This is a genomic window from Mesorhizobium sp. M0140 (genome assembly GCF_040322475.1).
Lineage (GTDB): Bacteria > Pseudomonadota > Alphaproteobacteria > Rhizobiales > Rhizobiaceae > Mesorhizobium.
On record NZ_JAMYTM010000005.1, the window covers coordinates 89156 to 102316 of the forward strand.

Sequence of the window (13161 nt, forward strand, 5' to 3'; positions counted from 1 at the left end):
CTGCTGCGCTCAACCGTCTCTCCTCATCTGCCGAGACCCTCAGGCCAATTCGGCGAACAGGCTATTGTAGCCCGTCTTCGTGATTCGCACCTGGATAATGTCACCGATTTCGCCGGCCTTTTCATCAACAATAACCGGCTGCAGCCAAGGTGAGCGGCCAACCTTCTGGCCGGCCTGACGGCCGGGCTTCTCGATCAGCGTGTCGATGGTGCTTCCAACGAGGCTCAAGCCGAAATCCTGCTGCTGCTTCACAAGCAGAGCCTGCAGCCGCTGCAAGCGCTCGTCCTTGACCGTTTCGGGCACATGATCGGACATTTCGGCGCCCGGCGTGCCGGGGCGCGGCGAATATTTGAACGAGAAGGCCGAGGCGTAATTCACCTGACGCACCAACTCCATCGTCGCCTCGAAATCCGCTTCTGTCTCGCCGGGGAAGCCAACGATGAAGTCGCCGGAGAGCGCGATGTCAGGCCGCGCGGCACGGATACGGTCGAGCAGCGCCAGATAATCCCTCGCCGTGTGCCGGCGATTCATCGCCTTGAGGATGCGGTCGGAGCCGGATTGCACCGGAAGATGCAGATAGGGCATCAACGCCGGCAGATCGCGATGGGCCGCTATCAGTTCGTCATCCATGTCGCGCGGGTGGCTGGTGGTGTAGCGCAGACGCGCCAGCCCGGGGATTTCGGCCAGCCTGAAGAGCAGGCGGCCAAGGCCCCACTCCTCGGTCTTGCCCCCTTTGGCCTCGCCCCGGCCATGCCAGGCATTGACGTTCTGGCCAAGCAGCGTCACTTCGCGCACGCCGGCTTCGGCCAGGCGCTCAGCCTCCGCGACAATCTGCGCCACCGGCCGGGAGACTTCGGAGCCCCTTGTGTAGGGCACAACGCAGAAGGTGCAGAACTTGTCGCAGCCTTCCTGCACGGTGAGGAAGGCGGTGACGCCGCGCTTGATGACCTCGGCGCGCTTGGGCTGCGGCAGATGCTCGAACTTGTCCTCGATGGCGTAGTCGGTCTCGACGATCTTTTCGCCGCCGCGCACCCGCGCCAGCACGTCCGGGAGCCGGTGATAGGTCTGCGGACCGATGACCAGGTCGACGGCAGGCGAACGGCGGATGATCTCGGCGCCTTCGGCCTGCGCCACGCAGCCGGCGACGCCGACCAGCATCTCACGGCCGGCCAGGGCACGCTCGGCTTTCATGTCGCGGATACGGCCGAGCTCGGAATAGACCTTTTCGGCCGCCTTCTCCCTGATATGACAGGTGTTCAGCAACACCAGGTCGGCCTCGCCAATGGCATCGGTCGCGGAATAGCCGTCGGCAGCCAGCGCATCGGCCATACGCTGTGAATCATAGACATTCATCTGGCAGCCATAGGTCTTGATGAAGACTTTTCTCGCTGCCGCGGGAAGCACCGCCGGCTGTCCAGCCGTAGTGCCGATGTCGTCGCTTTCTATCGTGTTCAAGTCCATAAGGCGGCTTCTAACGCCTTTCCGTGACAAAAAACAGACGATTCTCGGCGCGCCAGCAAGGGCATGCCGGAGCTACCGGCTCGGCCGCGGGTCGGCAAGCGCCGCCTGCATCATCTCACGCACCTGGCTTTCCATCAGTTTCGACGTCTCCTTGCGGTTCGAACCCTTGGAAAAGGCGATTGCCTCGCCGAAATGCACCTCGACGTCGAGCGCGCCCTCAGCGAGCAATACCTTGAGATGCGGCATCAGATCCTCATCGCCGATCCAGGCGGCAAGCGGGCGATGCCGGCGGCCGAGCGGCACGCCGTGCAGACGCGTATAGGCGATCGCCACCGGCTGGATGAACACCTGTTCCGCCGCGCCTTCGGAAATCGCCATCGAGGCGGCGCCGAACAGCGTGCTCTTGAACGGCAGGACCATATTGCCGTCGCCGGTCGAGCCCTCGGCAAACAGCACCATCGCATCGCCCTTGGCCATGCGGCTGGCAATCTCGCTTGCCTGGTCGCCCGACGATCGCTTGCGCTCGCGCTCGATGAACACGGTGCGCTGCAGCTTCGACAGCATGCCGATCAGCGGCCAGCCTTCCATATCCGCCCTGGCGATGAACTTTACGTCGGCAAAAGAGCCGAGCACCATGATGTCGGTCCAGGAGATGTGATTGGACGCAACCAGCAGCGGGCGCTTGTCGGACAGCGTTCCCTTGACATGGATGCGCATGCCGAGCGCCCTGACGATCAGCCTGTGCCAGATCTTGAGGATGAAGGTTTCCGGCCACCAGCCGGTCTTCATCGACAGGATCTGTAACGGCACGAGGACCAGCGAACCGGCGACAACGAGGCCCAGCGCCAGGAAAATCCTGATTTTCTTGATCATCGCCTCATCCCGGCCGTGTCGCTAGCGAAGATCGCGGCGCATGACAAGCGCGCCGGTCGGTCCGTGTTCGGCCGATCTGTAGTAATTCGGCCGCTTGCCGACCTCATGGAAGCCCAGCCGACGATAAAGCGCGATCGCCGCGACATTGGTCTCATCGACCTCGAGGAACAGCGCTTCGGCGCGCTGCGCGTGCAGTTCGCGCAACACCGCGTCCATCAATTGCCAGCCCAACCCCTGGCGACGATGCGATCGCGCCACCGCGACGGTCAGGATCTCGCCCTCGCCTGCCGCAAGCCTCGCCAGCACGAAGCCGACGGGCGGCTTGGAGCCCTGCCCGGTTTCGCGCGCGGCATAGCCGAACACGGTGTCCTGTTCGAGCAGGGCGGCGAATTCGCCATCGGTCCAGGGGCGGACAAAGTCCTCGCGATGCAGCAGCGAGACCGCCGGACTGTCGGCGATCCTCAGCGGCTCGAGCGCGTAGTCCCGGCGGCGTGGTTGGAGAAAAGGTATGCGCATTTATCTTTCTTGCCTTGATAGAATAAAGCCAGCCTGCGGCTTGGCGTCGGCGCCGCGCATATAGAGTGGTTTCGGCCGTTCGCCTGCGCCCTTGGCGGCAGCCAGGCGGGCGTAGGTGACAATGTCGGCGGTGGCTGTCCGAGGGCCGACATCAAATTCGCGCCCGGCCGATGCGCTGATGAGCGCTGCCGCGGTGCCGGCAAGCACCGGAGACGTTTCCATCGCCATGGCCACCACGTCAGCCAGCGTGGCCACGGCCGGACCGTAAGCCAAGGCTGACGTTTCGTCGTAAAAGGCGGCGTGGATCTCCTCACGGCCGGCATCGAGCGCCGCCAGCACGGCGCGACCGGGAAATGCGGCTGCTGCTTCGGCGGCCAGCGCCTCCAGGGTCGTCACCCCGATCGCCGGTATCTTCAGCGCCAGCGCCAGGCCACGCGCGGTCGAGACGCCGACCCGCAGACCGGTGAAGGAACCGGGGCCGACAGAGACGGCAATGGCGCCAAGACCGGCATAGTCGGTTGCGCTTGCCTCCAGCGCTTCGGCTGTGACCGCCATCAGGTGCTCGGCATGGCCCTTGCCGAGATCGAGCACCGAGCGGCCAAGCTCCCGCTTCGCCACAGCATCATAGACGCAAGCGGCGCAAAGGTTGGCGGCACAGTCGATGGCAAGCAATTTCATGAGGCAACCGGTTCGAAAAACAATTCCCTGTGCCCGCCACGGCCCGCCACCGCAAGGGGATAGTGCATAATTCGTTAAACGGCTTCGCTGGTAGACTATGCGGCCTGTTCGATGCGCAGCATGTGGTTGTCCCAGACATAGTCCGGTTCGGAGCGTGTCGCGCCGCTGCCCTCGACGATCTCGCCGGCGCCGGTGGTGGCCATGAAGCCGGTTCCATCGGGGGCCACGCCGCAGACCTCGACCAACGCGCTGTTCGCAACGACCCGGCCGCTGGCCGCATCGATCACGACAAGCGAGTTGCCTTCCGGCGAGGAAACGGCGACGGTTCCGGCAGCCCGATTGGCCGCGACCGAGCCTATGTAGTTGCGGAAGCCGGACAAAACGTCCTGCGGCATGTCGAGCAACTGCAGATCCTTGCCGCGCGCGGCGCGACCGACCAGCAATGGACGATCGCTGCCCGGTCCCCGGTACTGGCAGCCGAACCAGACGGTTCCGGCCGGATCGGTGTCCATGTGGCGGATCGACAGCTGATGCAGTGCGGCCGGCAATTCGTGTTTCTCGATGACATAGCCGGTGACGCGGTCGATCAGCACATAGGACGGCTTCATGGTGGCGATGTTGAGCTCGGCGCGGCCGTAGTCCGGATGAGTCTCGATGCCGCCATTTGCAACCGCAATCGTCCTGCCGTCGCCCAGGAGCAGAAGCTCGTGCGGACCCATGCCATAGGTCGGGAACTCACTGATGCGGCTGAATTTCGCCCGCGCATCATAGACGCCGACGACGCCGGCGGCGTTGTCGAAGTCGTTTTCGGTGGCATAGAGCAGCGCACCGTCGGCCGAAAACACGCCATGGCCGAAGAAATGCCGGCCGGCGATGCTGGCGATCGTCAGCGGCGCGTCACGGCCCGAGTGATCGAAAACCACGGCGAAGGTGCCGGGCTGACGCGCGAAGACCACCGAGCGTTTCGATATGGGATCGAAGGTGACATCGTGGCCGCGATCGGGCAGGTCGATCGCATGCAGGAGCTTGCCGGCCTCGGACAGGACGGCAGCGCCAAAGCTGCCGTCGCGTTTGACGAAAGCGGTGGCGAAGACGGCGTCGGCCGCAAGCGTCGTTGCCCAGGCCGACGGCGCCATTGCCGCGGCAAAGCCGATACCCGCAGCCCTCAGGAAATCGCGGCGATCGATGAGGGAGGTTTTCAAGAGACTATCCTCCCCTGCACTGGCTCGCTCCAGGACACGGTGATTATTACGGATCGGAGCTGACGCTTGGCACCTACCGATTCTTGGAATGATCCATCGCAGACATTGGAAGTTGGCCGACGCCTCCGGAACTTCGTCATCCACGGGCGGAGCAGGAGCGAAGCTCCGTCGCGGAGACCCGAGGATCCATGCCGTGACCTTGACCGTCGGGTGCAACGGAGCAAAATTCTGGACCGCGGCAGCGCTTTGAAGTCGCGGCATGGATCCCGGGGTCTGCGCTGCGTCGCTTCGCTCCTTGCTTCGCCCCAGGATGACGAAGCTATGGGCGTTTCGGCCAATCTCAAGGTCATGCTCAGTCCCCATCCAGCGACGAGAAGCCGGCGGTCAGGCCGAATTCAGCGGTCAACCTGGTGCCGATCAAGGTCGACAGGCTGGAGGTGATCAGCGCGAAATGGTCGAGTTTGTCACGCAGTGTCGGATCGGCGAGCGCCTTGTCGATCGGGCCCTGAATGGACTTTGCGGTGGCGACACCGTTGACCAATTGGATATGGATCGATTGGGCCATCCAGCGCGCATCGGGCGGCAGGGCGTCGCCAAGCTTCGAGGCCTGGAACAGCGTGTCGATGCCGGAGAGATTTCCAGCCAGCGAATTGGTGGTGTTTTGCGAGCGCCAGTAGATCGCCTGTTTCGGCTTGTCCGCATCCGGCTTGCCGCCGAAAAACCCTTTCAGGCGCACGTCGCGGACCATTTCCAGCTCATTGATGAAGACGCCGACCAGTTCGGTCACCGCTTCGTTGCCGTCGCGGTAGAGCGGGTTCTGCGGCCCCGGATTGGCCCAAAGGGCTGGAAAGCCGTCCGGCTTGTTCCAGGCGGCGCTGACCTCGCCGGCCATGGTTTCGATGTTGCCGGCAACAGCAGTGCCATAAGCGCAGCGGTAGGGATCATCCTTGCCGGCAAGTGCATCGGCGCCGTCGCCGTAAAGAACGAATTCGAGCGCGCCCAGCCCCTGCATGGCAACGCTCTTGCCAGCCAGTTGTGCCGGATCGGTCGCGGTCGGATCCTTGTCGGACAGCGCCGCCTGTACCTGTTTCAGGCCGATGCTCTTGCGATCCGGCCAGAACAGCATGCGTTCCAGCCGGTTGTTCTCCTTGATCGGTCCGAGGGCGATGATTTCGGCTGACGACCAGGCATAGACGGTGGCGGAGAATTCGGCGCGTGCGGCATCGAGTTCTCCTTGCGAGGGCGCTTCGCAGAGCTTGTGCATCGCTTTCGTCAAGGCTTCCGCATGCTGATGCAGGCCGGCATAGGCCGGGCGGACAAAGCCATCGATCGCCCGCTGGATGATGTCGGAGGCTTTGACCGCCGCCGACGCCGGGACGACGCCCAGCAGAGCCAGCGGAAGAACGAGAAACAATGCAGAGCGCTTGAACATCACAGTGCCTCCAGGAATTTGAGCAGCGCATTGCGGTCGGCCGCATTGGCTGCGGCAAAGCGGTCGCGCGCTTTCTGCGCCTCGCCGCCATGCCACAGGATCGCCTCGGTCAAGCTGCGCGCGCGCCCGTCATGCAGGAAGAAGGAATTGCCGTTGACCGTCTCGGTCAGGCCGATGCCCCACAGCGGCGGCGTGCGCCATTCATTGCCCGTCGCATCTCCCACGGCCTGGCCGTCGGCCAGATCAGGCCCCATGTCGTGCAGCAGGAAGTCGGAATAGGGCCAGATCAGTTGGAAGGCCTGCGCCTTGTGGGCCGTGCCGCGACGGGTGACGAATTTCGGCGTATGGCAGGCGATGCAGCCGATCTCGTAGAAGATTTTCTTGCCAATGAGCACCTGCGGCGTGTCGAGGTCGCGGCGCGCCGGCACGGCCAGGTTCTGCGAATAGAAGGTGACGAGATCCATCACCGGCGGCGGCGCCTCGACCGGGCCAAGACGCTGCTGCACGCCGTTCGGCATGGCGATGCATTTTGCCTCCGCAGCAGTGCAATCGCCCCAATGCTTCGGCTCTTCGGGCGTCGAGATGCCGATGTCGCCGGCAAAGGCATCCGCTGCCTGCTGGCGGATCGACGCGGTCTGCGCCTTCCAGCCGAAGCGGCCGAGCGTCAGTTCCCCGCTCAAGCTATCGCGCACGATGTTCGGCCTGCCGGAAATGCCGTCGCCGTCCCTGTCGTCCGGATCGGCGTGGGCGAGAATATCAGCCGGCGCGATCTGTTCGATCAGGCCCAGGCCGATCATTGGCGGCGTCAGTCGCGGCGACAGCGTGGTGCGCGGGTCGAGTGGTCCATAGGCAGGGTCGACGACCGAATAGCTCGGTTTGCGCAAGGAAATCACGGTGCCGTCCGTCAGCTCCGCCTTACGTTCCTGGTAGTCGACATGCATCCCACCTTCGCCGCGCAGACCGGGTACGGCGAGCTCCTGCAATTGCGTGCCGTAGACCGGGTCGGGGAAGTTGAGCACCTTGTGTTCGGCAATCGCTGCCCTCTCTTCCGCGTTGCTGGCCTCCCGTGCCAGCCGCAGGAACATCGAGGTCGTGCCGGCGTCGCCTTGCGGCGGGCGGCCGCGGCCATCCTTCAGATGGCAGTTCTGGCAGGCACGTTCGTTGAACAGCGGGCCGAGCCCGTCCGAAGCCTGCGTCGAGGATGGCGACGACACCCAGTTCTTGCGGAAAAGGGCATTGCCGAGCTTGAAGTCGCCCTCTTCCTCGAAGGTGATGTTGGCCGAGGATTGCGAGAAGGAATCGCGGCTGACGTCCTTTCGGGACGTGCCGGCGCCACCTTGCATCAGTTCGAACTGCTCTGGCCTGGAAAAATCCATGGTCGGCCTGGTGACGGCGATGACGCGCGCCTGATCCTTCGCATTGAGGTCGGTGCGCTTGGTGGCGAGCCCTGCCGGCTGAAGATCACCGGCCATCGCCGAAGAGGCAAGCGCAAACACGAGCACGACACAGCGCCGACGCGCCAATCCGGCCGGCGTCTTCTCAGGGAGCGGCGAGCCGTCGGCCCGCCGCGAGCGGCGCACGAATTCTAGCAGGCGCCGCATTCCCGCATGCCCTTACTCCGCCTCGTCCGCCGATGCGGCGTTGAGCTGGCCGTATTTCTCCTCGCCGATCGAGGCAAGCAGGTCGAGCTGCGTCTCGAGAAAGTCGATGTGACCCTCCTCATCGGCCAGCAATTCCTCGAACAGCTTCATCGTCACGTAGTCGCCGGCGTCGTTGCAGATTTCGCGCGAGCGCTTGTAGGCGGTACGTGCGTCATATTCGCCGGCAAGGTCGGATTCGAGCACTTCCTTGACGTTCTGCCCGATGCGCAGCGGCGCCACGGACTGCAGGTTCGGATGGCCTTCGAGGAAGATGATGCGGGCAACGAGCTTGTCGGCATGGTGCATCTCCTCGATCGATTCCGCCCGCTCCTTCTTTGCCAGCTTGGCGTATCCCCAGTCCTCGAGCAGGCGGAAATGCACCCAGTACTGATTGACAGCCCCAAGTTCCAGAAAAAGGGCCTCGTTAAGCCGCTCGATGATCTGCGGATCGCCTTTCATGAATTCTGCTCCCGTATTGGACGCGCAGGCCTCTGACGCGATCCAGGTGTGAAACGACATCCACGCCGCTCGCCTCCGAGCGGGCGTGGTAATTTTCGGTGACCCGAATGATCGTTTCCACCACATTTGGGAAGCAGCCGCAACAGCGACCGCGCTTTTGCATGGCATGATAGATCTTCGCCGGCACGATCAGCTGCCAGGGATCCTGGTCCAGCAGCCCGACGATCGTCTGCTCGATCTCCTTCTCGGTGATGATATTGCAATGACAAATCAGCATTGGCTTGCTCGGCTGGCTGACGGCGTCTCCCGCGCCGTGTGGCTTGATTTTCTAGCGGAGGCCGTTCCAGAGCCGGTTTTCCGGCTCCCGGATCAGTCACCTGTCTTTCGACCCTTACTTGAACACCTTGTCCGGCGCGTCGAGGCTATCGGACCCTTCGAAGGCGATGGTGCTGAGCTTCAAGGAGCCGACGGCGCGCTCAATCGACTTGGTCTGATCGATCAGCGCATCGATCGCCGCCTGCACGGTGGCGTTGCCCTCAATGTTGCCCTCGGCGATCTGCTGGTCATAGGCCTCGCCGGCCAGTGCACGCGCCTTGATCGCCTCCATCTTGGCGACCGAAACATCGAGCTTGTCAGACAGTTCCTTGTCGATCGCCGGATCGGCCGCCTTCACCATATCGGCCACCGAGGGACCCGAAACGACGGTGCCGTCGAGACGCGTGTAGCTCGCATGATAGGCCGCGCGAATGCCGATGGCGTCGTAGAGATGCGAATTGTACGTGTTGTCGGAGAAGCAATCGTGCTCCTCTTCCGGATCATGCAGCAGCAGGCCGAGCTTCATGCGCTCGCCGGCCAGTTCGCCGTAGGACAGCGAGCCCATGCCGGTGAAGATGGTCGAGATCGCCGTGTTCGGCTCGCCATCGACAAGAGCCTTGCGGGCGGCGCCGTCTTCCTTCCAGTTGCCGACCATCTCCTGAATATCCGAAACCAGAAGGTCGCTGGCCGATTTCAGATACTCGGCGCGCCGGTCGCAATTACCGCCGGTGCAGTTCTTGAGGTCGTAGTCGGTGAAGGGGCGCTCGCCGGCACCCGGGCCGGTGCCATGCAGGTCCTGGCCCCAGAGCAGGAATTCGATGGCGTGGTAGCCGGTGGCGACATTGGCCTCGATGCCGCCGGCTCCCTGCAGCGTGCCGGAGAGGAATTCCGGCGAAAGCTTCGATGCATCGACCTTCTTGCCGTTGATCTCGATCTCCTTGTTGGCGATCACATTGGCCGTGTAGAGCGCATTCGCATCCGATTCGGTGCCGTAGCTCTTGGCGACGTAGTCGATCAAACCTTCATCCAGCGGCCAGGAATTCACCTTGCCTTCCCAGTCGTCGACGATCTTGTTGCCGAAGCGGTAGACCTCGGTCTGCTGGTAGGGAACACGTGACGCCTTCCAGGCATCGCGGGCGGCGTTGAGCGTCTCCGCCGACGGGTTGGCCAGCAGCGCGTCTACCGCCTTGTCGAGCGCCTGCGCGGTGGTCAGCGAATCCTCATATTTGGCGAGCGCGATGTCGGAATAGGTCTTGATGACGGCCTTTGAATCGGTTTCCGCCTTTGCCGGCAACACGAATACCGCCGCCGTCAGCAGGGCAGTGGCGCCGATCGCCGCAAGCCTGCTGCCATATCGTGCTGTCATAATCACTCTCCAGTTTCTCGGAAATTCTGTAAACGGCGCGCACAGCAACCGGCGCCAGGCCATCTGCGGGCCATTGGGCGCAAGAGATGCCGCGCTAGCGCGCGGTTCGCGGAAGAAAGACACCAAAATGCCTCCAATCGAAAGGGTTCAAGGCCCAGACATTAAAGGGATGCGCTGACGCGCGAGCTTCCATAAAGCTGCGACATCGTCGGATGTCAATGACAATCCGTAGGAAAAGTCAATTGAAACAACAGTTTAGAATTATTCTAAACTACGACTGTCAACTTATGCGTCTTTCTGCACCGGTCTTGCCGTTGAACTGTACGATTGACAGCTGCCATTCCGGGTGCGACCCGCAAAAGCTCTCTTGCGGCGGCACCAGACAATTGCCACTTGGCGAGACATCCTAGGATAGAAGCGGGATTGGAATGCGATGAAGAACGGTGTGGTCATTGTCGGCGCGGGTCATGCGGGCGTGCAAGCGGCCGCCAGTCTGCGCGAAGACGGCTATGACGGGCCGGTGATCCTCGTCGGGGATGAGGACGAACTTCCCTATCACAAGCCGCCGCTGTCGAAGACTTTCATCAAGGATGCCGAGGCCAAGCCGCAACCCTTGCGCGGCGAGGCCTTTTACACCGGCAGCGCCATCGATTACCGGCCTGGCGTCAGGATCGATCGGATCGACACCCGACGCCGCAGTTTGGATATTGCCGGCGGTGGTGCGCTGGCCTTTGACCATCTGATCCTGGCGACAGGCTCGCGCCCGCGCACGCTGCCGCTGCCCGGTGCCGACCTGTCCGGCGTGCTGTCGCTGCGCTCGCTGGCCGATGCGCGGCTGATCCGCGACCTCAGCGCGCAAAGCGACGAAATCGTCATCCTCGGCGGCGGTTTCATCGGGTTGGAGATAGCAGCCACACTGCGGGCCACCGGCCGCACGGTGACAGTGGTGGAGGCCGTGGACCGGCTACTCGGCCGCGCCGTGGCGCCGGTGGTGGCGAGCCACGTCCGGCAACGGCTGGAAGCGACAGGCGTGCGCATCCTCACCGGCACCTCGATCGCGAGGCTCGATGGCGAAAACGGTCATGTCACGGCCGCCATCACCTCGTCAGGCGAAAGGCTGCCGGCGCGCATGGTCATCGTCGGCATTGGTGCCATGCCGAATGTCGAACTGGCGCAGTCTGCAGGCCTCGGCATCGCCAACGGCATCCGCGTCGATCATCAGATGCGCACGTCGATGCCGGAGATTCTCGCCATCGGCGATGCTGCCTCCTACCGTCACTGGTTCACCGGCGGCGACGTGCGGCTGGAATCGGTGCAGAACGCCACCGATCAGGCGCGGCTTGCCGCGCGCACGATATCAGGCCACACCGACGCCTATTCGGCGGTGCCATGGTTCTGGTCGGACATCGGCGACATGAAATTGCAGATGGTCGGCCTGACCGCCGGCGGCGACAGCCATGTCGTGCTGGGCGACCTGCCCGAAAACAAATTCTCGATCTACCACTATGCCGGCGACCGGCTGCTCGGCATCGAATCGGTCAACCGCCCCGGCGACCACATGCTTGGCCGCAAGATGCTCGGCGCCGGCTTTTCGCCGACGCCGGAAACGGTTGCTGAGGGACCTGACGGTTTGAAGGCGGCGCTGGCCGCGTTTCAGCAGGATGAGCCTGCCAGGGCTGCGGGCTAGCCCCCGCTTACCCTTCCTTGTGGGGAGGGTCGCTGTGAAGCAGCGGGGTGGGGTCTGCGCGAGGCGCCCCACCCGGACCTTCGGTCCGACCTCCCCACAAGGGGGAGGTAGAAGTTCAGGCGGCGCAGACTTCGCGGATCGAGCTTTCCAGGATGTCGAGTGCTTCGTTCATGACTTCGTCCTGGATGGTGATCGGCGCCAGGAAGCGGATGACGTTGCCGTAGACACCGCAGGTCAGCAGGATCAGGCCCTTGTCGAGCGCCTTCAACCGGATCGCATTGGCGATCTCGGCCGACGGCAGGCCCTTCTTGACGTCGTTGAACTCGACCGCGTTCATGAAGCCGAGGCCTCTGATGTCGACGATCTCGGGCACGTCGTCGCGGATCGACTGCAACCGCTGCTTCAGCCTTGCGCCCAGCGTGTTGGCGCGGTCGCACAGGTTTTCGTCCTCGATCACGTCCAGCACGGCGTGCGCGGCGGCAACGCCGATCGGGCTGCCGCCATAGGTGCCGCCTAGCCCGCCGGGGCCGGGCGCATCCATGATTTCGGCGCGGCCGGTGACCGCCGCCAGCGGAAAACCGCCGGCCAGGCTCTTGGCCATGGTGGTGATGTCGGCCGCCACCTCATGGTGATCCATCGCAAACATCTTGCCGGTGCGGGCAAAGCCGGTCTGCACTTCGTCGGCAATCAGCAGCATGCCGTGCTGGTCGCAAAGCTTGCGCAGCGCAACCAGGAAGTCACGCGGCGCCTCGTAGAAGCCGCCCTCGCCCTGAACCGGCTCGATGATGATGGCGGCGACGCGGGCCGGGTCGACATCGGCCTTGAACAGCCGGTCGAGTGCCGCCAGCGAATCGGCGACCGAGACACCGTGCAGCGGCACCGGGAACGGCGCATGGTAGACATCGCCCGGCATGGCGCCGAAGCCGACCTTGTAGGGCACGACCTTGCCGGTCAGTGCCATGCCCATGAATGTGCGGCCATGGAAACCGCCGGCGAAGGCGATGACCGCCTGACGGCCGGTGGCATTGCGGGCGATCTTGATGGCGTTCTCTACCGCCTCCGCCCCGGTGGTGACGAAGATCGTCTTCTTCTCGAACTTGCCGGGCAGCATGCCGTTCAGCCGTTCGGCCAGGCGCACATAGCTCTCATAGGGCACCACCTGGTGGCAGGTGTGGGTGAAGCGGTCGAGTTGTGCCTTGACCGCTTCGATCACCCTGGGATGGCGATGCCCGGTGTTGACGACGGCGATGCCCGACGAGAAATCGATATAGCGACGCCCCTCGACATCCCAGATTTCCGAATTTTCAGCCCGGCCGGCATAGATCTGCGTGGTCATGCCGACACCGCGGGAAATCGATTGGTTCTTGCGTTCGGAAATGGCTGAATTCTTCATCGTATCCCTCACCGGGCCGGCGCCCGTCCTGTTTGATGCCGTTGAGACGTCTTCTGACCTTATTTCACGTTTTCCTCAAGTCGGCACCACCGGCAGGCGATTGGGCCTGCGGTGGGCAGATCCCGGCGCTTAACCAGTC

At 63.5% G+C, this 13161-nt stretch carries 12 protein-coding genes; 1 reads left to right on the forward strand and 11 read right to left on the reverse strand.

Annotation, left to right across the window (positions count from 1 at the left end):
• Positions 1 to 39 precede the first annotated feature (39 nt).
• From miaB to NKJ37_RS07250, 10 genes are all read right to left on the reverse strand, one after another.
• Positions 40 to 1461 (reverse strand): tRNA (N6-isopentenyl adenosine(37)-C2)-methylthiotransferase MiaB, encoded by a 1422-nt coding sequence (miaB, locus tag NKJ37_RS07205; RefSeq protein WP_023811414.1) that lies wholly within the window; start codon positions 1459 to 1461, stop codon positions 40 to 42.
• A gap of 72 nt (positions 1462 to 1533) precedes the next feature.
• Positions 1534 to 2334, reverse strand: coding sequence for a lyso-ornithine lipid O-acyltransferase (olsA, locus tag NKJ37_RS07210; protein WP_023811415.1), 801 nt, complete (start codon positions 2332 to 2334; stop codon positions 1534 to 1536).
• Positions 2335 to 2355: 21 nt separating this feature from the next.
• Positions 2356 to 2850, reverse strand: coding sequence for a ribosomal protein S18-alanine N-acetyltransferase (rimI, locus tag NKJ37_RS07215; RefSeq protein WP_023811416.1), 495 nt, complete (start codon positions 2848 to 2850; stop codon positions 2356 to 2358).
• Positions 2851 to 3528 (reverse strand): tRNA (adenosine(37)-N6)-threonylcarbamoyltransferase complex dimerization subunit type 1 TsaB, encoded by a 678-nt coding sequence (tsaB, locus tag NKJ37_RS07220; RefSeq protein WP_023811417.1) that lies wholly within the window; start codon positions 3526 to 3528, stop codon positions 2851 to 2853.
• Positions 3529 to 3623: 95 nt separating this feature from the next.
• Positions 3624 to 4730, reverse strand: coding sequence for a DUF1513 domain-containing protein (locus tag NKJ37_RS07225; RefSeq protein ID WP_352773418.1), 1107 nt, complete (start codon positions 4728 to 4730; stop codon positions 3624 to 3626).
• A gap of 352 nt (positions 4731 to 5082) precedes the next feature.
• Positions 5083 to 6162: an imelysin family protein gene (locus NKJ37_RS07230; protein WP_352773421.1), complete on the reverse strand. Its 1080-nt coding sequence runs from the start codon at positions 6160 to 6162 to the stop codon at positions 5083 to 5085.
• Entirely contained in the window at positions 6162 to 7763 is a 1602-nt protein-coding gene (locus tag NKJ37_RS07235) for a di-heme oxidoreductase family protein (protein WP_352773424.1), read from the reverse strand. The genes NKJ37_RS07230 and NKJ37_RS07235 overlap by 1 nt, the downstream gene beginning before the upstream one ends.
• Positions 7764 to 7775: 12 nt before the next feature.
• Positions 7776 to 8261, reverse strand: coding sequence for a bacterioferritin (gene bfr / locus NKJ37_RS07240; RefSeq protein WP_013527914.1), 486 nt, complete (start codon positions 8259 to 8261; stop codon positions 7776 to 7778).
• Entirely contained in the window at positions 8227 to 8538 is a 312-nt protein-coding gene (locus tag NKJ37_RS07245) for a (2Fe-2S)-binding protein (protein ID WP_023811421.1), read from the reverse strand. Before NKJ37_RS07245 ends, bfr begins: the two co-directional genes overlap by 35 nt.
• 114 nt (positions 8539 to 8652) lie before the next feature.
• Positions 8653 to 9942: an imelysin family protein gene (locus NKJ37_RS07250; protein WP_352773427.1), complete on the reverse strand. Its 1290-nt coding sequence runs from the start codon at positions 9940 to 9942 to the stop codon at positions 8653 to 8655.
• 433 nt (positions 9943 to 10375) lie between these two features.
• Here NKJ37_RS07250 and NKJ37_RS07255 point away from each other — a divergent pair, with 433 nt between their 5' ends.
• Positions 10376 to 11629, forward strand: coding sequence for an NAD(P)/FAD-dependent oxidoreductase (locus NKJ37_RS07255; protein WP_352554671.1), 1254 nt, complete (start codon positions 10376 to 10378; stop codon positions 11627 to 11629).
• Between the two features lie 115 nt (positions 11630 to 11744).
• On the opposite strand, the gene NKJ37_RS07260 is transcribed toward NKJ37_RS07255, so the two are convergent.
• On the reverse strand, positions 11745 to 13022 hold the full coding sequence (locus NKJ37_RS07260; RefSeq protein WP_352773430.1) for a 4-aminobutyrate--2-oxoglutarate transaminase: 1278 nt from the start codon (positions 13020 to 13022) through the stop codon (positions 11745 to 11747).
• Positions 13023 to 13161 lie beyond the last annotated feature (139 nt).

Bases quoted from the DNA above. Each gene is read 5' to 3' on its own strand.
- miaB (WP_023811414.1), bottom strand. From the start codon at position 1,461: ATGGACTTGAACACGATAGAAAGCGACGACATCGGCACTACGGCTGGA.
- olsA (WP_023811415.1), bottom strand. From the start codon at position 2,334: ATGATCAAGAAAATCAGGATTTTCCTGGCGCTGGGCCTCGTTGTCGCC.
- rimI (WP_023811416.1), bottom strand. From the start codon at position 2,850: ATGCGCATACCTTTTCTCCAACCACGCCGCCGGGACTACGCGCTCGAG.
- tsaB (WP_023811417.1), bottom strand. From the start codon at position 3,528: ATGAAATTGCTTGCCATCGACTGTGCCGCCAACCTTTGCGCCGCTTGC.
- NKJ37_RS07230 (WP_352773421.1), bottom strand. From the start codon at position 6,162: ATGTTCAAGCGCTCTGCATTGTTTCTCGTTCTTCCGCTGGCTCTGCTG.
- NKJ37_RS07235 (WP_352773424.1), bottom strand. From the start codon at position 7,763: ATGCGGCGCCTGCTAGAATTCGTGCGCCGCTCGCGGCGGGCCGACGGC.
- bfr (WP_013527914.1), bottom strand. From the start codon at position 8,261: ATGAAAGGCGATCCGCAGATCATCGAGCGGCTTAACGAGGCCCTTTTT.
- NKJ37_RS07245 (WP_023811421.1), bottom strand. From the start codon at position 8,538: ATGCTGATTTGTCATTGCAATATCATCACCGAGAAGGAGATCGAGCAG.
- NKJ37_RS07250 (WP_352773427.1), bottom strand. From the start codon at position 9,942: ATGACAGCACGATATGGCAGCAGGCTTGCGGCGATCGGCGCCACTGCC.
- NKJ37_RS07255 (WP_352554671.1), top strand. From the start codon at position 10,376: ATGAAGAACGGTGTGGTCATTGTCGGCGCGGGTCATGCGGGCGTGCAA.
- NKJ37_RS07260 (WP_352773430.1), bottom strand. From the start codon at position 13,022: ATGAAGAATTCAGCCATTTCCGAACGCAAGAACCAATCGATTTCCCGC.